This is a genomic window from Paraburkholderia sp. WC7.3g (genome assembly GCF_050436345.1).
GTDB classification, from domain to species: Bacteria; Pseudomonadota; Gammaproteobacteria; order Burkholderiales; family Burkholderiaceae; genus Paraburkholderia; species Paraburkholderia podalyriae.
Map to the genome: position 1 here is coordinate 143379 of NZ_JBNDMA010000001.1, position 25175 is coordinate 168553.

The 25175-nt window shown below is 64.9% G+C and carries 21 protein-coding genes; 12 read left to right on the forward strand and 9 right to left on the reverse strand.

Translation table 11 applies throughout. The annotated features are described in order from the left end of the window. Positions 1-363: 363 nt before the first annotated feature. From OKW43_RS00740 to OKW43_RS00770, 7 genes are all read left to right on the forward strand, one after another. Positions 364-1458, forward strand: a complete 1095-nt coding sequence (locus OKW43_RS00740; RefSeq protein ID WP_187637833.1) for an ABC transporter substrate-binding protein — start codon at positions 364-366, stop codon at positions 1456-1458. A gap of 5 nt (positions 1459-1463) precedes the next feature. After that, a complete protein-coding gene (locus OKW43_RS00745) occupies positions 1464-2441 on the forward strand; it encodes an ABC transporter permease (RefSeq protein WP_429447283.1) in 978 nt (325 codons plus the stop codon). Beyond that, positions 2438-3331: an ABC transporter permease gene (locus OKW43_RS00750; RefSeq protein ID WP_429444578.1), complete on the forward strand. Its 894-nt coding sequence runs from the start codon at positions 2438-2440 to the stop codon at positions 3329-3331. The genes OKW43_RS00745 and OKW43_RS00750 overlap by 4 nt, the downstream gene beginning before the upstream one ends. Positions 3332-3356: 25 nt before the next feature. Continuing rightward, complete coding sequence (locus OKW43_RS00755; RefSeq protein ID WP_187637835.1) at positions 3357-4451, forward strand: ABC transporter ATP-binding protein; 1095 nt, start codon at positions 3357-3359, stop codon at positions 4449-4451. A gap of 62 nt (positions 4452-4513) precedes the next feature. Continuing rightward, positions 4514-5335, forward strand: a complete 822-nt coding sequence (locus tag OKW43_RS00760) for a transporter substrate-binding domain-containing protein (RefSeq protein ID WP_187637836.1) — start codon at positions 4514-4516, stop codon at positions 5333-5335. A 62-nt stretch (positions 5336-5397) separates the two neighbouring features. Beyond that, positions 5398-6174, forward strand: coding sequence for an amino acid ABC transporter permease (locus tag OKW43_RS00765; RefSeq protein WP_187637837.1), 777 nt, complete (start codon positions 5398-5400; stop codon positions 6172-6174). Between the two features lie 2 nt (positions 6175-6176). Further along, positions 6177-6833 carry an amino acid ABC transporter permease gene (locus tag OKW43_RS00770; RefSeq protein ID WP_187637838.1) on the forward strand — a complete coding sequence of 219 codons (657 nt, stop codon included), beginning with the start codon at positions 6177-6179 and terminating at the stop codon, positions 6831-6833. Between the two features lie 73 nt (positions 6834-6906). Here the strand turns inward: OKW43_RS00770 and OKW43_RS00775 are convergent, their stop codons facing one another. The 4 genes from OKW43_RS00775 to OKW43_RS00790 form a co-directional block, all read right to left on the reverse strand. Beyond that, positions 6907-7713: an oxidoreductase gene (locus OKW43_RS00775; RefSeq protein ID WP_187637839.1), complete on the reverse strand. Its 807-nt coding sequence runs from the start codon at positions 7711-7713 to the stop codon at positions 6907-6909. A gap of 36 nt (positions 7714-7749) precedes the next feature. Next, on the reverse strand, positions 7750-10890 hold the full coding sequence (locus tag OKW43_RS00780; protein WP_187637840.1) for an efflux RND transporter permease subunit: 3141 nt from the start codon (positions 10888-10890) through the stop codon (positions 7750-7752). Further along, positions 10887-12002, reverse strand: a complete 1116-nt coding sequence (locus tag OKW43_RS00785) for an efflux RND transporter periplasmic adaptor subunit (protein WP_429444582.1) — start codon at positions 12000-12002, stop codon at positions 10887-10889. The genes OKW43_RS00780 and OKW43_RS00785 overlap by 4 nt, the downstream gene beginning before the upstream one ends. 83 nt (positions 12003-12085) lie before the next feature. Continuing rightward, the gene (locus OKW43_RS00790) at positions 12086-12703 is read right to left on the reverse strand and encodes a TetR/AcrR family transcriptional regulator (protein WP_429444584.1); all 618 of its coding nucleotides are present in this window, start codon (positions 12701-12703) and stop codon (positions 12086-12088) included. Positions 12704-12782: 79 nt separating this feature from the next. Between OKW43_RS00790 and OKW43_RS00795 the strand changes: the two genes are divergently transcribed. Together OKW43_RS00795 and OKW43_RS00800 are read left to right on the forward strand one after the other, a co-directional pair. After that, positions 12783-14243, forward strand: coding sequence for an efflux transporter outer membrane subunit (locus OKW43_RS00795; RefSeq protein ID WP_429444586.1), 1461 nt, complete (start codon positions 12783-12785; stop codon positions 14241-14243). Positions 14244-14321: 78 nt separating this feature from the next. After that, positions 14322-14951, forward strand: coding sequence for a TetR/AcrR family transcriptional regulator (locus OKW43_RS00800; RefSeq protein WP_246530304.1), 630 nt, complete (start codon positions 14322-14324; stop codon positions 14949-14951). Positions 14952-14992: 41 nt separating this feature from the next. Here the strand turns inward: OKW43_RS00800 and OKW43_RS00805 are convergent, their stop codons facing one another. Genes OKW43_RS00805 through OKW43_RS00815 form a run of 3 tightly spaced genes read right to left on the reverse strand, consistent with a single transcriptional unit; the run spans position 14993 to position 19024 of the window. Next, entirely contained in the window at positions 14993-16297 is a 1305-nt protein-coding gene (locus tag OKW43_RS00805) for a c-type cytochrome (protein ID WP_187637844.1), read from the reverse strand. Between the two features lie 17 nt (positions 16298-16314). Continuing rightward, positions 16315-18567: a molybdopterin cofactor-binding domain-containing protein gene (locus OKW43_RS00810; RefSeq protein ID WP_429444589.1), complete on the reverse strand. Its 2253-nt coding sequence runs from the start codon at positions 18565-18567 to the stop codon at positions 16315-16317. Between the two features lies 1 nt (position 18568). Further along, positions 18569-19024 (reverse strand): (2Fe-2S)-binding protein, encoded by a 456-nt coding sequence (locus OKW43_RS00815; RefSeq protein WP_429444591.1) that lies wholly within the window; start codon positions 19022-19024, stop codon positions 18569-18571. Positions 19025-19384: 360 nt separating this feature from the next. Between OKW43_RS00815 and OKW43_RS00820 the strand changes: the two genes are divergently transcribed. Then, positions 19385-19783 (forward strand): hypothetical protein, encoded by a 399-nt coding sequence (locus tag OKW43_RS00820; protein ID WP_429444593.1) that lies wholly within the window; start codon positions 19385-19387, stop codon positions 19781-19783. A gap of 250 nt (positions 19784-20033) precedes the next feature. Here the strand turns inward: OKW43_RS00820 and OKW43_RS00825 are convergent, their stop codons facing one another. After that, positions 20034-20993 carry a peptidoglycan DD-metalloendopeptidase family protein gene (locus OKW43_RS00825; protein ID WP_429444595.1) on the reverse strand — a complete coding sequence of 320 codons (960 nt, stop codon included), beginning with the start codon at positions 20991-20993 and terminating at the stop codon, positions 20034-20036. Between the two features lie 426 nt (positions 20994-21419). Next, complete coding sequence (locus OKW43_RS00830; protein WP_429444597.1) at positions 21420-22598, reverse strand: porin; 1179 nt, start codon at positions 22596-22598, stop codon at positions 21420-21422. Between the two features lie 433 nt (positions 22599-23031). Between OKW43_RS00830 and OKW43_RS00835 the strand changes: the two genes are divergently transcribed. Together OKW43_RS00835 and OKW43_RS00840 are read left to right on the forward strand one after the other, a co-directional pair. Next, complete coding sequence (locus OKW43_RS00835) at positions 23032-24141, forward strand: OpgC domain-containing protein (protein WP_187637850.1); 1110 nt, start codon at positions 23032-23034, stop codon at positions 24139-24141. Between the two features lie 109 nt (positions 24142-24250). Further along, on the forward strand, positions 24251-25117 hold the full coding sequence (locus OKW43_RS00840) for an alpha/beta hydrolase (protein ID WP_187637851.1): 867 nt from the start codon (positions 24251-24253) through the stop codon (positions 25115-25117). Positions 25118-25175 lie beyond the last annotated feature (58 nt).

The following is a 25175-nucleotide window of genomic DNA, read 5'->3' on the forward strand; positions in this document are numbered from 1 at the left end:
CGTTCGGCTCATGGCGCGCGTGGCAAGGTGCGCGCCTGGCGAACGTCGCACCGCGGTAGTGCGAAAAGCCTTCAGCAACCGCACCAGAACCGAGCTTTCCTCATACCTCGGCGCACGCCGGGATTCCTCAGCCAGATATGGACGTTAACCCGCATACGCCATCGCCCGTAGCTTCCGGCCGCGTCGCCAAACCGCTTGCCGCTGGGTTCGCGGGCGGCAAGCCATGAGCGTACGTCATGCCATCCATGCGCATATTTCGATTGTTGGGTGATTTTGGCAAACCTACAGTGCATCCACTCGCGGTATATCCGGCAGCGGTCACGGCGAATCATGGGCAACGGGCGTTCAACACAGGAGACCGTCATGCAGCAGATCAAACGAGGTAGAAGGCAGGCCATCAAGACAATCGGTACGGCGCTCGCGGCATCCGCACTGCCGATGCCGTTCCTCAATCTGCGCGCACAGGAGCACAACTTCAGCGGCAAGACGCTGCGCATCCTGACGTGGTCGGACGATACCGGCACGGCCGCGCTGCGCAACATCGCCGCGACATTCACCGCGAAGACCGGCGCGAAGGTCATCGCCGACCGCGCCGACGGCACCTCCGGCATGGTCGCCAAAGTCAAGGCGAGCGGCGATCGCCCGACCTACGACGTGATCACGCTCGCGGGCGTCGGCGCATCCGGCCTCGCCGACGCGGGCCTGCTGATGAAGCCCGACCTCGACCGCCTGCCGAATCTCAAGGAAGTCGCGCCGCCATACCGCACCGGCGCGAACGGCTTCGGCGTCGGCTATCTGCTGTGGTCCGACGGCCTCATCTACAACACCGCGACAGTCAAGACCCCGCCTTCGTCGTACGAGGCGCTGTGGGATCCGAAATACGCCGGCCGCGTATTCCTGCCGCCGCCCGAGTGGGCCGAAGCGGTCGATCTCGCGATCATCGCAGCGAAAATGAACGGCGGCTCGCAGCAGAACATCGAGCCCGGCTTCAAGAAGCTCGCGCAGCTGAAAGACCACGTGATGACGCTCGGCGAGAACCCGAACCAGGTGGCCGACCTGTTCCGCACCGGTTCGCTCGATATCGGCGGCATCTACTCGCCGGCGTTTTTCCCGGACCAGATCCGCAAGCCCGAGTACAAGATGGGTGTGACCTACGGCATGAAGGAAGGCTTCGCGACGCAACTGATGTTCACGGTGATCCCGAAAGCGCATCCGGGCGACACCGACCTGATCCACGCGTTCATCAATCATTCGCTCGATGCCGGCGTGCAAGGCCGCATGGCCGCCGACGTGCTGAACGGCCCGGTCAATTCGAAAGCGATGATTCCGGCCGAAAGCCGCGCGTTCGTGCCGAGCCCGCAACAGATCGCCGAAAAAGCCGTGCTGCATGACGACAAGGCGCTCGCCGTCGTGCAGCCGGCGTGGATCAAGCGCTACACCGAAATCTTCTCGGCGTAACCACGATGCTCGCGCGCTTCTCGCGGCGTGCCGCGATGATGCCGGACGAAGCGGCGCCGGGCCCGACGCCCGGCGCCACCGCTTCCGCCTTTGTTGCAACTGCCGTGACCGACCCCGCTGCTGGCGCAACGATGCTCGCGAGAGCCCGGCCCTGGCTGCTGCTCGCGCCGATCCTGCTGTTTCTGGCCATACTCGGCGCGGCCGCGCTGGTCGTGCTGCGAATGAGCTTCGGCACGTCCGGCAACGAATGGCGCAGCTTCACGCTGCAGAACTATGCGGACCTGCTCGACGGCTACTTCCTTAAGTCGTTGTGGCTGACGCTGCGACTCGCGTTCCAGAGCATGCTGTGCGCGGTCGTGCTCGCGATTCCGGTCGCGCTCGCGATGGCGCGCACGACATCGCGGCTCGCGCGGCGGCTGCTGCTCGCGGGTGTGCTGCTGCCGCTGCTCGTCAATCTGCTGCTGCAAGGCTATGGCTGGCTCGTGATTCTCGGCCCGGCCGGTCTGCTCAATCACGCGCTGCTCGCGAGCGGACTGGTCGAGCGTCCGGTGATGTGGCTGTATCGCGAGCATGGTGTACTGCTCGGGCTGATCCAGACCGCGTTTCCGCTCGCCGTGCTGCCGCTTTCCAGCGCGATGCGCGCGGTGTCGATCTCGTACGAGGAAGCCGCCGCGACTCTGGGCGCGACGCGCTGGCAAACGCTGCGTCACGTGCTGCTGCCGCTCGCGATGCCCGGCCTCGTGTCGGGCGCGCTGCTGGTGTTCGCCTACAACGCCAGCGCCTTCGCGGTGCCGCTGCTGCTCGGCGGCCGGCGCGTGCCGATGCTCGCGGTGCTGGTGCACGATCAGGTCGCGCCGCTGTTGAACTGGCCGGCCGCGTCCGCTTCCGGCGTCGTGCTGATGATCGCGACGCTCGCCGTGATGGCGCTGTCGCAACGACTCGTGCGCCGCACCCAACGTCTGACCAGGGAGCCTCACGCATGAGCACGCCGCTGCCGACCTCGCGCCTGCCGCGCACCGAACCTGGTTCGCCACGCTTGCCGCGGCTGCCCCAGACGATGCCCGGCCAGCTCGGCCGCGCGACCGCGCTCGTCGCGGGCGTGGTGCTGTTTGTCGCCGCGCTGCCGATCCTGACGATGATCGCGATGTCGTTCAGCGCGGCCGACACGCTCGAATTCCCGCCGCATGCGTACAGCCTGCACTGGTATCGCGCGGCGTGGCACAGCTTCGTGTCACCGGACGCGACCGATACGCTGTCGATGGGCGCCGCGCTGACCACGAGCCTCGTCGTCGCGTTAGCGACGATGCTGATCGCGACGCTGGTCTCCGTGCCCGCCGCGTACGCGCTGTCGCGCTACCGTTTTCGCGGCAAGCCGGTGGTCGAGCAACTGGTCGCGCTGCCGCTCGTCTATCCGCTGGTGATGCTCGGCCTGTCGCTGCTGCTGGTGTTCAACGTGCTGCCGGTCGAGCTTGGCGTCGGCCGGCTTATCATCGCGCACGTGATTCTGGCGCTGCCGTTCACGGTGAAGAACTGCGCGGCGTCGGTCGCGTCGATCGGCCCCGAGTTCGAGGAAGCGGCGCTCGTGATGGGTGCGAGCCCCGGACGCGCGCTGATCGACGTGGTGTTGCCGCTGATGCGCCCCGGCATTCTCGCCGGCATGCTGTTCGCGTTCATCGTGTCGTTCAACGAATTCACGGTGACATTCTTTCTGTACGGCATCGACACGATGACGCTTCCCGTCTGGCTCTATAGCCGTACGGTGTCGTCGCTCGATCCGACCGTGTTCTGTTTCGCCGTGGTTATCGTCGCGATCGACTTCGCGCTGATCTGGCTGCTCGAAAAGCTGATCGGCGACGAAGGCGTCGCACTGTGAACCCGCCACCCTGCTGGAGCCTGCGATGACCCATCTGACCTTGCAAGCCGTCACGCGGCGCTTCGGCGCCGTGCATGCCGTCGACGACGTCGATCTGAGCGTGCCCGACGGCAAGCTGGTGTGCTTTCTCGGCCCGTCCGGCTGCGGTAAGACCACGCTGCTGCGGATGATCGCCGGGCTCGAAACGCCGAGCTCGGGGAGCATCCATTTCGCCGGCCGCGACATCACGCGGCTGCCGGCCAACCGCCGGGACTTCGGCATGGTGTTCCAGTCGCTCGCGCTGTTCCCGCATATGACGGTCGCGCAGAACGTCGCGTATCCGCTGAAGCTGCGCAAGGTCGCGAAAGACCGGCAAGCGCGCCGCGTCGCCGAACTGCTCGAACTGATCCAACTGCCGCACATGGCGAACCGGCCAGTCACGCAACTGTCGGGCGGCCAGCGCCAACGCGTCGCGATCGCGCGCGCGATCGCTTCGGAGCCGCAACTGCTGTTGCTCGACGAACCGCTGTCCGCGCTCGACGCGAAGCTACGCGAAGCGATGCAGGTCGAAATCCGCCTGCTGCAGCAACGCCTCGGCATCACGACGATCATGGTCACGCACGACCAGCGCGAAGCGATGACGATGGCCGACGAAATCGTCGTGATGGAGAAAGGCCGCATCGCGCAGGTCGGCAAACCGCTCGACATTTATCGCGATCCGGTCAGCGAGTTCGTCGCCGACTTCATCGGCCTCGGCAACATCCTGCCGGTGCGATACGACGGCGCGGGCCTCGTGAGCCTGCCGGGCGGACGGCGCATCGCGGTGACGCCGAACCCGGGCACGCCGCTCGCCGATGCGCGACAACCGGCTGCGGCCGGCGACGCGATCCGCCTGTTGATCCGGCCCGAGGACGTCTGCGTGAAGGCGGCCACGGAAGCACCGAACCCGAACCGGCTGCCCGGCACGGTCACGTTCATTCGCGATGTCGGCGCGTCGCTCGAAGCGACGATCGATTGCGTTGGCTTCACGCTGACCGCCGCGACCACGCCGCGCGAAACGCCCGGGCTCGCGCTCGGCATGGCGGTGCTCGCCGAGTTGCCGCCGCACGCGTGCAGATTGATCGCCGCGCGCGCCGCCTGATACCCGAATCCATCACACACATTTGCTTCAATCACTACCGTATTACGACAGAGGAACAAACCATGAACCAGCGCCCCGCTCTCCAACCGACCCGCCGCGTGTTCGCGACGCTCGCCACGACGCTCGCGATGGCCGCACTCGGCGCGCTTGCCGCGCTGCCGTCGGCCGCGCATGCCGACGCGCTCGACGACATCGCGAAGTCCGGCACCGTGCGCATCGGCGTGTTCGAGGACTATCCGCCGTTCGGCTCGATCGGTCCGGACATGAAGCCGGTCGGCTACGACATCGACGTCGCCGATCTGATCGGCAAGGCGCTCAATGCGAAGGTGGACCTGGTGCCGGTCACCGGCGACAATCGCATGGCTTTCCTCGCCGACCACAAGGCCGACATGCTGCTGTCGGTCGGCCAGACGCCCGAGCGCGAAAAAGTGATCGATTTCTCGCAGCCCTATGCGCCGTACTACCTCGCGGTGTTCGGCCCGAAGTCGCTGCAGGTGAAGACGGCCGCCGACCTCGCCGGCAAGTCGATCTCGGTCGCGCGCGGCACGCTCGAAGACCTGAGCGTGACGAAGATCGCGCCGCCGTCGGCGAACATCAAACGTTTCGACGATCCGAACGGCGCTATTTCGGCGTTTCTTTCTGGTCAGGTACAGTTGATGGTGGTCGGCAACGACGTCGGCGCGACGATTCTCGCGCGGCATCCGGCGAACGATCCGGAGCAGAAGTTCGCGCTGTTCAGTTCGCCCGATCACGTCGGTCTGAACAAGAACGAGCCGCGCCTGAAGGCGAAGGTCGACGAAACGATTGCCAAGGCCCGCAAGGACGGCACGATGAACGCGATTTCGCAGAAGTGGCTGCGCGCGCCGCTGCCGGCCGATCTTTGAACTCTGTGGCGTGGTTTCCTGAAGTCCGCGCCCCCACCTGATCCTACGATGGGCACGAGGCCATGACTTACGCATTCGATTTCAGCGGCTTCGGCCTTTACGCAGGGATGCTCGCGCGCGGCGCCGCCGTGACACTCGGGCTCACCGCCGTGTCGACACTGGCGGGCGGGCTCGTCGGTATCGCCGGCGCGAGCATTGCGGCGGCCGGACCGAAGTGGGCGCGCTGGCTGGTCGCGAGCTACGTCGAGCTGATCCGCAACACGCCGTTTCTGGTGCAGCTGTTCTTCGTCTTTTTCGGCCTGCCGAGCCTCGGCATTCATATCGACGAGATCCAGGCCGCGATTCTCGCGATGACCGTCAATCTCGGCGCGTACGCGACCGAGATCGTGCGCGCCGGCATCGATTCGATTTCGCGCGGCCAGGTACAGGCCGCGCAGGCGCTCGGCCTGCATGGGCGCCAGGTGTTCCGCCACGTCGTGCTGCCGCAGGCGCTCGCCAACGTGTTTCCCGCGCTGCTCGGCCAGGTGCTGATCGTGATGCTCGGCTCGGCCGTCGTGTCGCAGATCTCGGTGCCCGACCTGACCTATGCGGCGAACTTCATCCAGTCGCGCAACTTCCGCTCGTTCGAGAGCTACGTAATCATTACGGCGGCCTATCTGCTGATGTCGATCGTGTTGCGGCAGTTGTTGAACCGCTTCGGCCGTAGGCTGTTCGCGGGCCGCGCGGCACGTGGCCTCAGCAGCGGTAGCAACAGCAGTAGCGGCAACCACGGCTTGCCGCGCAACTGGCGCAGCCGCCTGATGTGGCGCGGCGCGCGCACCCTGCCGACGGAGCGTTGATCATGGTCGAATTCACGCTATGGGATATCGCCCGCAATCTGCTGCTCGCCGCGCGCTGGACCGTGCTGCTGTCGCTGATCGCGTTCGTCGGCGGCGGGATAGTCGGGCTCGTGCTGCTCGCGATGCGCGTGTCGCCGATTACCTGGCTGCGGCGCATCGTCGTGCTGTACGTGGAAGTGTTTCAGGGCACGCCGCTGCTGATGCAGCTCTTTCTCGCTTTCTTCGGCTTGCCGCTCATCGGCATCGACGTGTCGCCGTGGGCCGCCGCGGCCGTCACGCTGACGCTCTATACGAGCGCGTATCTGGTCGACATCTGGCGCGGCTGCGTCGAAGCGGTGCCGCGCGGTCAGTGGGCCGCGGGCGCGAGCCTCGGCATGACGTTCGGCCAGCAGCTGCGCTATATCGTGTGGCCGCAGGCACTGAAGATCGCGGTCGCACCGACCGTCGGATTTCTCGTGCAGGTGGTGAAGAGCACCGCGCTCGCGTCGATCATCGGTTTCATCGAACTGACGAAGACCGGCACGATGATCACCAATGCCGCGTTCCGGCCGTTTCCGATCTACGGCATGGTCGCGCTGATTTACTTCGCGATGTGTTTTCCGCTGACCTGGTATGCGCGCGTGCTCGAAAAGCGGCAGAAGGTTGGGCAGCATCGGTGAAGTGAGGGGAAGTGAGCTTGCCACCGCCTGCAAGTGAACGCCTTGTGCGCAATGTGATGCGTGGACGAGCGCTTCAACCAAGTCCGAATGTGGTCCTCAGGCTTGCATCGACCGGACCAGCAGGCATGAAACGGCGCAACTTGCTCAGCAACGATGCCTGTCCGGCTGGCGTGCGGCGCATACGCCAGGCGCCAAGCGCCGCTTCGACAATCGTGTTTGCCACGCCATCGGGCTCGGGGGCGCTTTTGACACTGTTCACGACTGCGCTCGTCGCAAGGGCACGCTCGCGGTCATAGTCGGCGATTTTCGAACCCGCCTGGGGCGCATTGATGTCGAGATTGGTCCTGGTAAAAGTCGGTTCGACCAGCGATGCGCGTATGCCGAACTGGCGCACCTCATGATCCAGGGTTTCGGTCAGCCCTTCCACGGCATGCTTGGACGCCGAATAGAGTCCCATGTAGGGCGCAGGGAGAAACCCGAGCACCGAACTGACATTGACGATCCTTCCACCGCGTTGCACCCGCATATGGGGGAGGACAGCCTGTGTGGTGCGCAGAATGCTGAATACATTGGTATCGAACAGAGACGAGGCCTCGGCGGCCGACGTTTCCTCGACCGCGCCAATCATGCTCGTTCCTGCATTGTTGACAAGCACGTCGATTCGCGTCGCGCGATCGATGACGAACTGGATTCCAGCCAGGACCGAAGCATCGTTGCGAACATCCATCTCGAGCAGCTCGACTCCCGTGATAGGCGCCGCTTTTGCGATGCTGCGCACGGTGCCAAATACGCGGCACCCCCGCCCGGCAAACTTCTCGGCGGCGGCGCGTCCGATACCCGATGACACGCCGGTAACAACGACAACAGTGGAATTCGACATGAACAGCTCCCTTCAGGTGGAATTGATGGTGTTTCTTTAACTGCGCGTGTCGAGCGCTTCCTGCAGCGTTTGCCCGGAAGGCTGCGCCTGCTGATGCCGATCTTTGCGCGAGCCAGCGGTACTGTCGGGTCGAATCTTGAACCAGATCGAATACATGGCCGGCAGGAACACCAGGGTCAAAATCGTCCCGGCGAACGTGCCGCCGATCAGCGTGTAGGCGAGGGTTCCCCAGAACACCGAGTGGGTCAGCGGAATGAAAGCGAGGATCGCCGCCATGGCGGTGAGGATCACCGGGCGGGCACGCTGCACAGTGGCTTCGACGACCGCGTGGAATGGATCCAGGCCCGCGTGTTCGTTCTGATGGATCTGCCCGATCAGGATCAGCGTGTTGCGCATCAGGATGCCCGACAGCGCAATGAGGCCAACCAGCGCATTGATGCCGAACGGCTGCCGGAACAGGATCAACGTTGGCACCACCCCGATCAAGCCCAGCGGGCTGGTCAGGAACACCATCACCATCGCGGAGATCGAGCGCACCTGGAAGATGATGATGATGAGCGTAACCGCCAGCATGATCGGGAAGAGCGGCAACATGGCGTTCGTCGCTTTGGCCGATTCCTCGATGGAGCCCGCCTCTTCGATACGGTAGCCGGTCGGAAGCTTGGCGATGATCGGTTGAAGCTGCTTCGTGATCGCCGTCGATACGTCCGGCGGCTGCAAGTTGTCGGCGATGTCGCCACGTACCGTGATCGTCGGCACGCGGTCGCGCCAGCGCATAACCGGTTCCTCCATGCGCACGTCGACCTTGCCCACCTGCGACAGCGGGACGCGTTGCCCGCCCGCGCCAGCCAGCGTGAAGTCGCCGATCCGGGCCGGATCGAGCCGGATGTCGCCGGCCGAACGCGCCATGACCTGCACGGTTCGGATGTCCTCACGCACGGCGGTGACAGGCACCCCGCTGAGCAGGAATTGCAGCTGTTGCGCCACGGCACTGGAAGTCAACCCCACCGCTTGCAAGCGATCCTGCTGCAACGTGAAGTGCAGCGTGGGCGTGCGCGTCCCCCAGTCAGCGTTGACCGTGCGCATCATCGGACTGACATCCATCGCCTGCTCGACTTCTCCCGCAATACCGCGCAGCTTGTCCGGGTCCGGGCCAGAGATACGGTAGGCGACCGGGTACGGCGAATACGGACCGAACACGAGTTGCGTGACCCGCACGCGCGCCTCGGAGGCGAGACCGTTGGCGACTGCCTGACGCAGTCGCTGCTTCAATGCGTCGCGCTCATCCTGGCTGTCCGTGCGCACTACGATCTTCGCGAACGACGGATCGGGCAGTTCCGGTCCCATCGCCAGGTAAAAGCGCGGCGCACCTTGCCCGACGTAAGCGGTGACGATCCTGGCTTCCTTCTGTCTGGCGAGCCAGGCTTCCACCTTCTGCGTGGCGGCGCTGGTTTGGGAGATGGACGTGCCATAGGGCATCTGCACCTCGACCAGCACTTCAGGACGGTCGGAGATCGGGAAGAATTGTTTCTTGACCACGCCCATGCCGACGATGGCCAGGACGAAGAGGCCGACGACCGAACCGGCGACCAGCCACTTGCGCGCGATGACGCGCGTGAGCAGTTGACGGAAGCGGTTGTAGCGCGGCGTGTCGTAGATCGCTTCGTGGCCGCCTTCGACCTTTTTGAAATCGGGGAGCATCTTTACACCCAGGTAGGGCGTGAAGACCACCGCGACGACCCACGATGCGATCAGCGCAATGCCGACGATCCAGAACATGTTGCTGGTGTATTCGCCGGCCGTGGAGCGCGCGAAGCCATTGGGCATGAAGCCGACGGCCGTCACCAGCGTGCCCGCCAGCATCGGCGCGGCCGTATGGCTCCACGCATAGGCAGAGGCGGCCACGCGGCTGTAGCCCTCCTCCATCTTCACCACCATCATTTCGATGGCGATGATCGCGTCGTCCACCAGCAGGCCGAGCGCGAGGATCAGCGATCCGAGCGTGATGCGGTCGAAGTTCTTGCCGGTTGCGGCCATCACGACGAACACGACCGCGAGTGTCAGCGGTACGGCCGCGGCAACGACGAGGCCCACGCGCCAGCCCATGCTGACGAAACTCACCAGCATGACCACCAGCAGCGCGACAAAAAACTTCACCATGAACTCGTCGACCGCCGAATGAATGTTGACGGCCTGATCGGTGACTTTGGTCAGGCTCATGCCCAACGGCAGCCCGGCGTTGACCGCGCCGACTTCGCTGTCCAGCGCCTTGCCGAGCTCGAGCCCGTTCCAACCATCGCGCATGACGATGCCCAGCAGCAGTGCCGGTTCGCCGTTGTTGCGGATCATGAACGTCGCCGGATCTTCATAACCGCGCGTGACGGTGGCGATGTCCGACAGCTTCAGCGTGCGGCCCTGCGCCACGACTGGCGTGTCGCGGATCTTCTGCAAGTTGTCGAAGGCACCGTCCAGGCGAATGAATAGCTCCGGACCTTTGGTCTCCACGGAGCCGGCCGGCGTCAGCGCGTTCTGACCGTTGAGTGCGGCGAACACATCCTGCGGGCTCACGCCCAGCGTTGCCAGGCGGTCATGTGAGAGCTCGACATAGATCCGCTCCGCCTGCTCACCGATGATGTTGACCTTCTTCACGCCCGGCACGTGCAGCAGCCGTTGGCGCAGCGTCTCGGCATCGCGAACCAGCAGGCGCTGCGGTTCACCCTTCGCCTTCAGGGCGAACAGCGCGAAGGTGACATCCGCGTATTCGTCGTTGACCATCGGTCCGATCACGCCGGATGGAAGATTGCCTGCCTCATCGCTGATTTTTTTCCGGGCCTGGTAGAACTGTTCCTGCACTTCCGACGGCGGGGTGCTGTCGAGCAATGTCAAGGTCGTGAAGGCGAGGCCTGGTCGTGTGTAGGTCTCGGTCCGGTCGTACCAGCGCAGCTCCTGCATGCGCTTCTCGATCTTCTCGGCGACCTGATCGTGCATTTCCTGCGCGGTGGCTCCGGGCCACGCGGTGATGATAGTCATCACCTTGACCGTGAAGGCGGGGTCTTCCGCCCGGCCCAGCTTGAAGAACGAAACGAGCCCCGCCAGCGAGATCAGGCAGATCAGGAACAGGGTGACGGAGCGCTCGCGCACAGCGAGCGCCGACAGGTTGAAACGGCCTTCGCTCACGGACGGACTCCCTCGGTCGACATCGCGACGGCTTGACCTGTCACCCGGACCCGCTCGCCTTCGCGCAGCAGCTGCGCGCCGAGCGCGACGATCCGGTCGCCTTGCCTGATCTCACCGGCGACGCGGGCACTATCGTCGTCCAGATGTTCGACGGTAACCGGCCGCCAGGAAACCTTTGCCGGTTCGCCGTTAATGACCCACACCCCGGGTCCCTTGCCCCCGTCCAGCAGTGCACCAATCGGCACCTGCAAACCACCCAGCACCGCGGAACGCGCGTCCGGAATCTGGATCGTGACCGTGGCGCCCAACGGCGCATTAGCCAGTTCTCCCTGCAGCACATACCGCGCTTCAAAGGTCCGGGTATGAGAATCCGCAGCGTCGGAGAGCTGGCGCAGCGTGGCCGGTACGCTCACGCCGCTGTTGCCGAACAGCGTGGCTTGCGCGACCGAACCGACGGCGGGGCGCAGGGTTTCCGGTAGCTGGACAACGGCCTCGCGAGGCCCGGCGTGCGCCAGGCGCACCACGGGCTGGCCGGCGCTGACGACCTGGCCCGGTTCGGCCAGCGTTTCCATCACGACGCCATCGCCGTCCGCCAGCAGTTCGGCATAGCCGGTCGCGTTGCGCGCAACGTCGGCGTCAGCCACGGCCGCGCTGAGCTGCGCTTTGGCGGCATCGGCCGCCGCCTTGATCTGGTCATAGGCCGATGCCGATATCGCGCCGGTGCCGCGCAGGTCGCGATAGCGCTCCTCATCCTGCGCGGTCTGCTGCGCGCGTGCTCGCGCGGCGGTGACCGCGTCCTGCCGGGCCTGCGCGGCAAGCTTCAGATCGATGGGGTCGATGCGCATCAGCGGCTGACCGCGCTTGACAGTTTGTCCGGCATCCACCAGCCGCTCGAGCACCTTGCCGGAGACGCGAAATCCCAGGTCGCTCTGCACGCGCGCGGCGACGGTTCCGGTAAACGAACGGGACGCGGGGATCGCCGCCTGAGCGATGGCGGTGCGCACCAGGGGCGCCTCGGTGCGTGGATCGGACGGTGCTTTTGCGCCGCAGGCGGCTAGCGCAAGTGGCAGTGCACAGACGACTGTAGAGGTAGCAAGGCGACGTCGGAGCATGAAAGACCCATTGACGGTGTGATCGGGACTTTCATTATGGTTATAGTGACTAAATTAGTCAATAGTCACACGTGGTTGTCGTGTCACGGCGACAGGCTGCGGAGTACCAGACTGGAGAGCTGCGCGGGCGCGAGCTCGGTGGTATCGAGGTTGTACTGCAGTAGCAAGGGGTTGAGGTAGGGGCGCATAACCAGATAGATCGCCATGGCGGTTTCGTCCAGTGGCGTCTTGCGTTCGAAGTCTCCGCTTTGCCGGCCTTCCTGCAGAACATCCCGCAGCAGGTTCTGCACGCGCGCTTCGTAGGCCTGCACCGCCTGCCAGTTTTCCGTGGCTGCCGAAGCGGCGATGTCGTAGAGCTTACGGTCCTGGAAAAACAGCCGAAGACTCGCTTCCGTAGAGACCCTGAACATCCGCCGCAGCTTTTCCGGCGGCAGCACCGCCTCCGCGACAGCAGTTCGGACGTCGCTTTCGATCTCGTGCAGGCAGTTCGCGCAGATCATCTCGCCGATCGCCTGCTTCGACTCGAAAAACTTGTAGATGTAGGCCTTCGAAAAGCCGATGGCCTTCGCGAGGTCGGAGACGGTCGTCTTTTCATAGCCGTATCGGCTGAAGTGCTCGGTGGCCGCGGCAACGATCTGATCCCGTACCTCGTGATCGGCGGGGCCGCGTGCCGGGACGGGGAGAGTAGTAGCTTTTTTCATGGGTATAGCATACAGGAATGGACAACCAGTGACTATTTGGTATTATGGTCACGCCCCCCGGAACCTTGCGAAGACGCCCATGCTACCCAAACACATCCTTGCCGCGGTCATTGTCGCCAGCCTGTTGGCAGGCTGCGCTGTAGGCCCCGATTATGTCCGGCCCAATGTAGCCATGCCGGACCAGTTCCAGGGCCAGGCCGCGGTGGACCACCGGCATGCGGCGGCCAGTGCCGACCTGGTCACGTGGTGGACGGGTTTCGGTGATCCGCAACTCACACGGCTCGTCTCGCTCGCGCTGGAACAGAACCTGGACCTCGCGCAGGCCGCCGCTCGCGTGTCGCAGGCGCGCGCGGGACTTGGCGCGGCGAATGCCGCGCTGCTGCCGTCCGGCAATGTCAGCGGCCAGGCGGCGCGAGTCTACCAGTCGGTTGAAACCCCGTTGGGGCGAGTCCTGAATTCGACGCCCGGTTTCGATCGCTACGGCAATGATTACGAGGCTGATTTCAACGCGAGCTGGGAACTGGACGTGTTCGGAGGCCTGCGCCGCGGGCGCGAAGCGGCGCTTGCCGAATACCAGGCTTCGGAAGCCGGCGCGGTGGCCACGCGCCTGGCAGTGGCGGCGCAGACTGCCGATATTTACATCACGATTCGTGGATTGCAGGCCCGTCTGAAGGTTGCCCGGCGGCAGGTGCAGACGCAGCAGGATCTGCTGTCGACCATCAAGCTCCTGTATGACAAAGGATTGGCGGCCGACCTTCAGGTGAGCCAGGCTGAAGGTGCGCTGGCCCAGGTACAGGCATCCATCCCGGTCCTCGAGGCGGGTCTGGATGCGGCCATGAACGCGCTGGACGTGATGCTGGGTTCGCAGCCCGGCACGCATCGGGCGGAACTGGTCGACGCTGGCGACATCCCGGTTGCCCCGCAGATCGCGGACACCGGATCGCCGGGAGAGTTGCTCAGGCGCCGGCCCGACCTGATCGTGGCCGAGCGTCGCCTGGCTGCGTCGAACGCGCGCATCGGCGTCGCGATCGCAGAGTATTACCCCAAGGTGTCGCTCAGCGGACTGATCGGCAGCGCCACCTCGGTGGCCAGCGGCAACCTGTTCAGTAGCGGCGCCAGTCAGGCCGCTGGCGTGCTGGGCCTGCGCTGGCGTCTGTTCGACTTCGGCCGCATCAACGCGCAGATCGGCCAGGCCAAGGGCCAGCAGGCCGAGATGCTCGCCGCGTACCGGCTGGCAGCGCTGCATGCGACCGAAGATGTCGAGAACGCTTTCTCGGCACTGGTCAAGCGCGAGGAACAGACTGCGGTGCTCGACCAGGGAGTGAACTCGCTCGGCCGGGCGCGAGCCGCCTCGTTCGCGGCCTATCAGAAGGGTGTCGTCAGCCTGATTGAAGTGTTGCAGGCCGACGAGAACCTGCTGCGAGCCTCGGATGAGCGTGTGCAGGCGCAAACGGAATCGGCACGCGCGGCGATTGCTGCCTTCAAGGCGCTCGGTGGCGGTTGGCAACCGAGCGAATCCGAGGCGGTCGCCATCAAATAGCAACCGTACACAGCCGTAACGCCTAACCCGGAACGTGAAACCTGGCCATCGTTCCTTGCTTGATGAGGGCTTCGCCGCATGCCATCCGAACGAATGACGCGAGCAGAAAGCCGCGAGCAGACCCGGCGGCGCTTGCTCGACGCAGCGGCGTCGTGCATCGCCGAGAAAGGGTTTGCTGCGACCAGCGTGGAGGACATCGCCGCCAAGGCCGGCTATACCCGCGGCGCGTTTTACTCGAACTTCAGCAGCAAAAACGATCTATCCGTCGAACTGCTCCGTCTCGATCACCAGAAGATGCAAGAAAACTTGCAGAAGTTGCTAGACGCCGCTCCGTCCATCGAAAACCTGCAAGTACAACTAGCCTCGGTGTACGCGCAGTGCTATCGCGACGACAACCACTACATCATCTGGGCTGAGGCGCGCTTGCACGCCATGCGTGACGTGAAATTCCGGCAATGTGTGAACGCCCTATGCATGGAAAAGCGCGACATGATTGCGTACTTCATCGAGCAGTTCTGCAAGCGCCTTGACATACAGTTGCCAAGCCCTTTCGCCGACCACGCGCTCGCCGCTATCGCATTGATCGACGGCATCCTTTACTTCAACAAGACGATGCCCAATGAGTTGTCGAACGCTTCGGCCCAAGCGATTTTGAGCAACGTTTTTACAAAGATGTTCTGCAATGCGCCAGTCCTGACTGAAACATAGTTTGATCTTGCGCCTCTTCCACAGATACACCGACCAGCCGATCACCGCGCCGCCCGGGTCGACTGTCGCAGCTTCGCGACCTCCGCCACGCCGAGCGCCGGCGCGCCGTTGTTCCAGCCCGCGCGCACGAAGCTCAGTACGTCGGCGATCTGTTGATCGTCGAGCACCGCCGCGAAGCCGGGCATCGGGAACGGCGACGGCATGCCGTTGATCACCAGATCGCCGGTGCCGTTCAGCGTCACATTGATCAGCGACGACGCATCCTTCGCAAGCACGTTCGGATTGCCGGCGAGCGGCGCGAGCATCGGCGCGAAGCCGCGTCCGTCGACGCCGTGGCAATGCATGCAATACGCGGTATAGACGCGCGCGCCGGCATCGTGCGCGGGGCGATCGAGCGACACCTTCGTCGCCTGCGGATCGTACGTGTAGGGCGCCGCACCGTTGCCGCTGGCCGGCGGCAACGACTTCAGATACGTCGAAATCGCCGCGACGTCCTGATCGTTCATGGCTTGCGTGCTGTTGTTGATCACGCCCGTCATCGAGCCGAACGCCGAAGCGTGGCGATTCGCGCCGGTCTTCAGGAACGTGCGCAGATCCTCGTCGCTCCAGCGGCCAAGCCCGGTGTTGTGCTCGCCGGTCAGGTTCGACGCGAACCAGCCGTCGAGCAGCGCGCCGCTCAGGAACGCACTGCCGCTTTCGTCGAGCGCGCTTTCCTGGAACGCGACGCCGCGCGGCGTGTGGCACGACCCGCAATGCCCGAGCCCTTGCACCAGATACGCGCCGCGATTCCACGCGACGTCCTTGCCCGGCTTGTCGCGGTACGCGCCCTTCTCCAGAAACGCCATGTTCCAGAACTTCAGCGGCCAGCGCATGTTCAACGGCCATTTGATATCGGACTCGCGATTCGCCTGCTGCACGGGTGCGACGCCGTGCATGAAGAACGCGTACAGCGCCTTCGCGTCGTCGTCGCTGACCTTCGCATAGGACGGATACGGCATCGCCGGATACAGGTTGTGGCCGTCTTTCGCGACACCCTCGCGCAGTGCCCGCGCGAAGTCCGCTTCGGTGTAGCCGCCGATACCGGTCTGCGCGTCCGGCGTGATGTTGGTCACGTAGATGCGGCCCATCGGCGTGCTCATCGGCAAGCCGCCGGCGAACGGCTTGCCCTTCGGCGCCGTGTGACAGGCAGCGCAATCGCCGAGTTGAGCGAGATAGGCGCCGCGTTGCACGAGCGCCTGGTCGGCGGCGGAGCGGGTTGCCGGAGTTGCCGCCCCGGCAGGCACCTGCGCGAGAAACGGCAATGCCACGCACAACACCGCGCCAAGACCCTTCAGCGTGTTTTTCATGTCGGGCTCCTTGCGCGTTACGCGCTGTGCAGTTGACGGCCAACCGGCAACTGCCGCAGCCGCTTGCCGGTGGCCGCATAAATCGCGTTGGTCAGCGCGGGCGCGAGCGCCGCGGTGCCAGGCTCGCCGATGCCGCCGGGCGCCTCGCCGCTCTTCACGAGATGCACGTCGATTGGCGGCGTCTGGTCGATGCGCAGCATCCGATAGTCGGTGAAGTTGCTCTGCTCGACGCGGCCGTTGTTGATCGTGATCTCGCTATAAAGCGCCGCTGTGATGCCGAAGATGATGCCGCCCTGCACCTGCGCCTCGATCGTGTTCGGATTGACGGCCATCCCGCAATCGACCGCGCAATTGACGCGCTTGACTGTCACCTCGCCCTGCTCGACCGCGACCTCGACGACGATCGCGAAGAAGCTGCCGAACGCGTGCATCACCGAAATGCCGCGCCCTTGCCCCTGCGGCAGCGCGCCGCCCCAGTTGCCGGCTTGCGCTGCGAGATTGAGCACGTTCAGCGCGCGCGGTGATTTGCCGAGCAGGTTGCGCCGGTACTGCACCGGATCGATCTTCGCGTGCGCGGCCAGTTCGTCGATGAAGCTCTCGACGACGAACGTGCCGCGCGTCGGCCCGACGCCGCGCCAGAACGCGGTGGGCACCGCGTGCGGTTCCACGCGTACGTAGTCGATCAGTTGGTTGGGCAGGTCGTACGGCAGATCGGCGGCGACTTCCACGGCGTCCGGATCGAGTCCATTCCTGAACGCGGGCGGCGCGAAGCGCGCGATGATCGACGAACCGGCAATGCGGTGCTGCCACGCGATCGGTTTGCCGTTCGCGTCGAGCCCGGCCGAGATCGTGTCGTAGTAGTACGGCCGGTACATGTCGTGCTGGATGTCTTCTTCGCGTGTCCACAGCACCTTGACTGGCGTCGACACCTGTTTGCCGACCTTCACGGCCTGCGTGACCATGTCGGTTTCGAGCCGCCGCCCGAAGCCGCCGCCGAGCAGATGGTTGTGCACGATGATCTTGTCGGCAGGCAAGCCTGTAACCGCGGCCGCCGCATCGACGACGCGCGTCGGCACCTGCGAGCCGAGCCAGATTTCGCACGCGTCGCCGCGCACGTGAACCGTGGCGTTGACCGGCTCCATCGTCGCGTGCGCGAGGAACGGCTGCTGGTAGATCGTGTCGACACGCGACTTCGCGTCGCCGAACGCGCGGCCGACATCGCCGTCCTTGCGCGCCACCGCGCCGCCGTGCTGCGAGGCCGCCGCGAGATCGTCGACGATGCGCTTCATCGACACCTGCGCGCCCGCGCCTTCGTTCCACTTGATGTCGAGCGCCTGCAGGCCGCGCTTCGCGGCCCACGTGTGAGCGCCAATCACCGCGACCGCGTTGTCGAGCCTGATGACTTCGCGCACGCCGGGGATCGTCTTCGCATGCGTATCGTCGACGCTCGCGAGCGTGCCGCCGAACACGGGACAGTTCGCGATCGCCGCGTAGACCATGTCGGGCAAGCGCACGTCGAGGCCGAACTGCGCGGTGCCGTCGACTTTTTCCGGCGAATCGAGACGCCTGGCCGGCGTGCCGATCAGCTTGAAATCCTGCGGGTCTTTCAACCGCACGTTCTGCGGCGCGGGCAGCGCGGAGGCGGCCTGCGCGAGCTGGCCATAGCTCGCGCTGCGATTGCTGGCCGCGTGAATCACCTCGCCGGCCTGCGCATGGCAACTGGCCGGATCGACCTGCCACTGCTGCGCGGCCGCGTTGATCAGCATCACGCGCGCAGTCGCGCCGGCGTGGCGCATCGGCTCCCACGCGAAGCGGATCGACGTCGAGCCGCCGGTCAACTGGCCGCCGAGCAGCGGGTCCTTGAAGAGCGTTTCGTTCGGCGGCGCGTGATCGAGCGTGACCGCGTCGAGCGGCACTTCGAGTTCTTCGGCGATCAGCATCGGGATCGACGTATAGACGCCCTGTCCCATCTCGACCTTCGGTATCACCAGCGTGACCTTGCCAACAGTGTCGATCTGGATGAACGCGTTCGGCGCGAACACGCCGCTTTGCGGCGCCTCGTTCGCATCGCCGCCGATCACGCTGCTGCCCGCCTTCCGATCCTGGCTCGCGGCCGGCACGCTGAAGCCCAGCAGCAGACCGCCGCCGGCCGCGGCGCCGACCGTCACGCCGAATTTGAGGAAGCTGCGCCGCGAGATGCCGCGCGCAGGCCGCGTGTCGAGGTCCGACGGCTGCGCGCCGTTCTGTGCATCGAGCAATCCCTGCGACATGTCAGGCCCCCTTCGCGGCATGCTTGATCGCCGCACGCACGCGGTGGTAAGTCCCGCAACGGCAGATGTTGCCAGCCATCGCGGCGTCGATGTCGGCGTCGCTCGGGTTGGGATTGCGCGCGAGCAGCGACGCCGCCGACATCACTTGCCCGGACTGACAGTAGCCGCATTGCACGACGTCGAGTTCACGCCAGGCCTGCTGCACTTTGTGGCCCGTGGCCGTGGCGCCGACCGCTTCGATCGTGACGATCTTGCGGTCGCCGACCGCCGCCGCCGGGAACACGCACGAGCGCACCGCGACGCCGTCGAGATGCACGGTGCATGCGCCGCACTGCGCGATGCCGCAGCCGAACTTGGTGCCGGTCAGCCCGACGAGATCACGCAGCACCCACAGCAGGGGCATGTCGGGCGGGGCATCGACGGAATGAGTCTCGCCGTTGATATTGAACGTGGTCATGAGCGGCTCCGGTGGGGGCGTTGTTGTGGTCGCGCGGTTTAGATCGCGACGTCGCACCAGACCGCGAACACCTGCCGGTTTTGTTCGGCATGTCGCGCTAATACGCAGTGAAAAGCGGCCTGTGATCGAGCGGGTGTCGCCAGAAAGCCGGCCGATTGTAGTCGGGTCGAAAGAAGTTCGCTTTGAAGGGGCCAGGCGGTACATGTCGCGCTGTGCGCGCTGGATCGCATGTGTCGGCGGGACCGATGCGTTACCATCAACGGATTGATCCGTTAGCGTGATCGCGCGACCCGCTGCATCGCACCGCGCGGCGTTGCGATGCACGATTCCGCCGAGTCACCTCAGCCGCAGGAGCCGCCGATGAACGACCCGCAATGCACTCAATTTCTCACGGACATTCGCCGACCGTTGCTTGCGCTGCACAAGGCGATTCTCGATCACGAACGCGCCGCGTACGAAAAGGAGTTCGGCCCGGTGACGCCGGCGGCCTTCTTGCAAGTGCTGATCAACGGTTCGGGGTTTCGCTGGCTGGCGCCGCTATCGACGGTGATCGCGAGCGTCGACGAAATTCTCGACGACACGGAAGCCGATGCCGGCGACCGTCTCGCGACCGCCGAGGCCGTGGTCGGCCTGTTCTCGCCCGATCAACCCAATAACGGCTTCCTGCCGCGTTATCTGCCGCTGTTGCAGGCCGATCCGGCGATCCTGCATTATCACGGCGAGGTTTCGCGGTTGCTGCGCGGTGTGCAAATCACCTGACGGCGGTTCGCCCGGAGCACGGCGGCGGCGTCTGCGCTGGCTGCCGGCTCCTGTATTTCCTCACCGTTGATAAACGGCTGCGGATCGAGGCCGCATCGTGGATGGTCGGTACTCTTTCGCAGATTCGGCGGACTGCTGCCGCGTGACGGTACTTTCGCAACGATTTGACGACCGCCACAATGCGCGGTCGATCAAACTACCTGGCTTTGCTGACTAAATTCAAGGTGAGCTTTTGCGGGACCGCCGAAGCTCAGCCGCGCCCCTGCGGTAGATAAGGCAGCGGATCGACCGGCTTGCCGTCGCGCCGCACTTCGAAGCCGACCGACACACGCGAGTTGTTCTCGTCGCCCATCTCGGCGATCTGCTGTCCCTTGCGGACGACGTCGCCCATCTTGACCAGCAGCTTGCGGTTATGCGAGTACGCGGTCAGAAAGTCCTTGTTGTGCTGCACGATGATCAGGCTGCCGTAGCTGTTCAGTCCCGTGCCCGCGTACATCACCTTGCCGTCGGCTGCGGCTCGCACCGGATCACCCGCTTTGCCGCCGATCTCGATGCCGCGCGTTTCGCCCGGCTGGAACGCTTCGACGACGCTGCCGGCGGCAGGCCACGCAAGCGTCACGCTGCTCGCATGCCGGCGGGTTTCCTGCGTGACTTCGCGGACTTCGGTGGCGTTCGGAGCCGGCGCGGCGGACTGCGTCGAGGCTTGTGCCGAGGTTTGCACTGACGTTTGCACTGACGTTTGTGAAGCAGTCTGCGTTGTGGATTGCGCCGCGGCCTTCGCGGCGGCCGCCGCATTGGCTGCCTTCACCGCGCGCACCGTCTCCGGCGACGCGACGTGCAGCACCTGCCCCGGCTTCAGCCGCGCCGACGCCTTCAGCCCATTCCACGCCTGCAGCTGCTTGACGCCGATGTGATGATGCTGCGCGACCCGCGCGAGCGTGTCGCCACGCCTGACGCGATAGACGAGCGGCGGCGATTTTTTCAGCGGCGTGTTATCGCTGGCACCGATCGACAGCGGTGCGGCTGCCGTCTGATCGCTAGAGGCGGTTCCCGCCGTATTCGTCGCCAGCACGCCGGACGCCGTGGCGGCACTGCTTGCCAAACCATTCTGCCCATCCGGCTGCCCGAGGTTCGCACATCCGCTGACGGCCAGCGCAACCCATGCGCCGGCCAGACTGGCCAATATCGTTCTGTCGAAACGCTTTGTCATCTTGCTCGACTCCTGCTGCATAGATAAGCAAGCCGGAATGCCGCGATGCCGCGGGCAAGGCGCGCGATCTTCGGCCGCGCGGCCTTCCCGACGACATGGCGAAGCCGCGTCGTAACGCACTCATCCCGTGCCTGTCTGCCAATCAAATTTCTCGGGGATTCTAAAGTGTCGTTTAATAAAAACGCCCGGCCCCACACACTCTGATACAGACGTTACGAGCCGTATTTCCGCGTTACGACGGCCCGAGTTCTGGACGCCGACGACGCACACATCGCCGCCTGCCTGCGGCGCGCGCTCACACTTGTTGACATTCGACTTATCGGCAGGCGCGGGTCGAACTTGAATGGCCGGGCGTCGCGGCGGAGAGCGCAAAAAAATCAGCCTTCGAAATCCGAAGGCTGACTTTTTGCGTTGACGGGCGCCGAACTAGAACCTATGCCGGATCGCCGCGCGCACGACGACCTGCTTCGACGTCGACGACGGCGACTGCGTGCCGGGGATGAATGCGTAATCGAGGATCGACAGCGTCGAATCGCCGGTGACCTGTTGATAGGCACCCTGCAGATAGACGTCGGTACGCTTGGACAGGTTGTAGTCCGCCATCAGGCCGAACGTATGGATGCGCGGCTTCACGCCGCCGTTCGATGCCTCGTAGGTTTCCATCGTGTACACGTACTGCGCGCCGACGAACAGCACCGGCGAGATCTGATACTTGCCGTTGATCTCGAAGTTCTGATACTTGAGCGAGTTCAGCAGCACGCCCGGTGGCGTAACGGGCACGAGCGGCACCAGCGGCTCGATACCGAGATAACCGTTTGCGGTCGGCTCCAGATAGTTCGAGTTGCTATAGACGAAGCCCGCTGTCGCGGGTCCGAACGTATAGGTAATGCCGCCGCCGAACACGCGCAGGCGCGTCGCGACGAAGCCGGCGTCGTTCGTGGTGATCGCGCCGTTCGAACCGTTGCCCGGATTGTCGGCCTGCAGATAGGCCGCGGCGACCAGCAGCCCGCCGTACGTGTACTGCCCGCCGAAGCTGTAGGCGCGATTGTTGGCGAAGCTCGTGTCGTTGCTGAAGCTGTAGGTGCCGCCGAACTGGAAGCCCGAGATCGCCGGACTCGTGTACTTGACCGTGTTGTCGAGGCGGAACGTGTTGTCGGTGTTGTCGTTGTCGTAGGGATGCGAGAACAACGCGCCGGCCCAACTGCCGTTGGCCGTGGTCTGCGCCAGATAATCGACGACCGAATCGTATTGTCGGCCGAACGTCAGCGTGCCGTACGACTGCGAGCCGAGTCCGACGAAAGCCTGCCGGCCGAACAGGCGGCCGCCCTGGCCGAGCCGCCCGGAATTCAGATCGAAACCGCCCTCGAGCTGGAAGATCGCCTTCAGGCCGCCGCCGAGATCTTCGGAACCCTTCAGGCCCCAGCGGCTGCCCTGCGCAAGACCGCTCGCGAGTTCATAAACATGGCCGCGGCCGACATTGTTCGTATAGTTGATGCCTTCGTCGATCACGCCATACAGCGTGACGCTAGTCTGCGCGGCGGCAGGTGGAGCACAAACTGTACACGCAGCAATGCAGACAGCCAGCGCGAACACTTGCTTGTTCATGACGATCTCCCTGCACCGCTCTTTCCGGAAATCCTCACACGACATCGTCTGTCCGTCCATGAGAGGATGTGCCGATCGTCGAGAATGTTGCTAATTCTCCACTGCGCGTCGCTTCCTCTTTTTTCGTGACGCCGCTTCAGGTAAGCGACAGCCGCTGCTGTTGATCTCGCTGCGTCATTGCCACGAAAAGAAATATAATCCTGCGCCATTGCTGCGATGCAACGGAACTTGACGCCGCAGCGAAGGTCATCATGACAGCCCGTTGACGACTGCCTCGCGAAGGCGGCCCGAAGCGACCTCGAAGCGGACCAGGCGACACCAGCATTGGACGCCTCCCCGCCGCAGTATCAATCCCATATTAAAAAGCCCTGTGAGACGCCCGCCGCGCTGGATCAGCGCGCCGTCGCACGGGGCTGCTTTTTTGACGCAAACAATGACCAGGTCCTCCTCCCGTCTGATCGAACTCGACTTTTTTCGCGGACTGGTTCTGCTGATCATCGTCGTCGATCACATCGGCGGCAGCATTCTGTCGCGCATGACGCTGCATGCGTACGCGCTGTGCGACGCCGCCGAAGTGTTCGTATTCCTCGGCGGCTTCGCTACCGCCACGGCCTATGCGGCGCTCGCCGAGCGACGCAATGAGACGATCGCGCGCAGTCGCTTCCTGCGCCGCTCGTTCGAGATCTATCGCGCGTTTCTTGTCACCGCCGGGCTGATGCTGCTGGTCAGCGCGGTGCTCACCGCCTTCAGCATCGACGGGCCGAATCTCGCCACGACCGATCTGGACGACCTGATCGACACGCCGCTTGCGGCGCTGCGCGACATCATGCTGCTGCGCCGCCAGCCGTACCTCGCGTCGGTGCTGCCGATGTACGCGTTCTTCGCGCTGCTGGTGCCCACGATCCTGCCGCACGCGCGCAGCAAGCCGTGGCTGCTGCTCGCCGGCAGCGTCGCGCTGTGGGCCGGCGCGCCGGCGATCGGCAAGTACCTGCCCGCCGCGCCCGACATGCAGTGGGACTTCAACCCGTTCGCATGGCAGCTGATGTTCGTGCTCGGCGTGCTCGCGCGCTGCCAGCCGGTTTATCAGCGGATCAGCGCGCACCGCTTCGGCTGGCTCGTGAGCGTGCTGGCGTTCGCGGTGGTCGTGGGCGCCGCGTACTACAAGCTCGTTGTGCCGCATGCGCCGCTGGCCGCGAGCCTCAAGCAAAACCTGTCCTACCTGCGCGCGGGCAACTTCGTCGCGATCGCGTGGCTCGTCGCGAATCTGATCGAGCTCGGCTGGGCGAAGAAGGTCGCGCGCCGGCTGCCGTGGATCGGCTTGATCGGGCGTCAGGGCTTGCTGTGCTTCATTGCCGGCGCGGTGATTTCGCTGGTGGTCGACTCGGTGCTCTACGCGGCGACCGACGGTTACCTGAACTATCCGCTCGGGCTGCTCGCCGATGCCGCCGCGGTCGGCGCGCTGTTCGCGGTCGCGCTGGGCGCGGAGCCGCTGAAGCGGTTGATCGGGCGGTTCGTTGCCGGGCGGCTGCGGACGTCGGGCTGAACGAAACGCGCCGTCTGTCGCCCTGCCCGTTCCTTTTCAGACAGGGCGCCATTGCTGATAGCATGACGGCCGCGCGCGAATCCCGCGCCAGCCGGCCTTCCACACTGACATGCGTCGATTCCTCTGTTTCGTCCTCGCACTGCTTGCCGTCGACGCGCCCGCGTTCGCAAGCACGGTCGCGAGCCACAGCTTCCACTCCGATGCGCTCGGCCGCGACTGGAACTACACGATCTATCTGCCGGGCGGCTATCGCGCGGACGGTCCGCGCCTGCCGGTGCTTTACCTGCTGCACGGTAATAACGGCGACGCCAACGACTGGCTCACGCAAGGTCATCTGCAGAGCGCCGCGGACACGCTGATCGAGCGCAAGGAGATTCCGGCCGTCGTCATCGTGATGCCGCAAGGCGGCACGGACTGGTACGTCGATCGCAAGGAAAAGATGGAGAGCGCGTTCTTCGACGATCTGCTGCCCGAAATCGAAACGCGCTACGCGGTCGCGACGCAGCGAGGGGGCCGGATGATCGGCGGTGTGTCGATGGGCGGTTTCGGCGCGTTGCGCTACGCGCTCACTCAGCCCGAGATGTTTTGCGGCGCGCTGCTGCTCAGTCCCGCGATCTATGCGAACGAGCCGCCGCGTGGGTCGGCGGCGCGGCGGGTCGGCGTATTCGGCGAGCACCAGTTCGATCCGCGCGTGTGGCACGAACTCAATTATCCGGCGCAATGGGACCGCTACATGAGCCGGCCATACCGCCTGCCGATGTTCATCGCTTCCGGCGACGACGACCTCGACATCCAGGCCGACGCATCACTGCTGTACACGCATCTGCGGCTCGCGGGCAATCCCGCGGCGCTGCGGATCATCGACGGCGGCCACACGTGGGACGTATGGAGCGCGCTGTTGCCCGCCGCGCTCAAATACACGCTCGGCTGCGTGAAGCCGCCCGCGCAGGAGCATCCGTCGAATCAGCGGCCTTGAGCCGGGGCGGCACGGCACCGCGCGCGCAACACCATCCTGCCCCGCGCCCATCGACGCC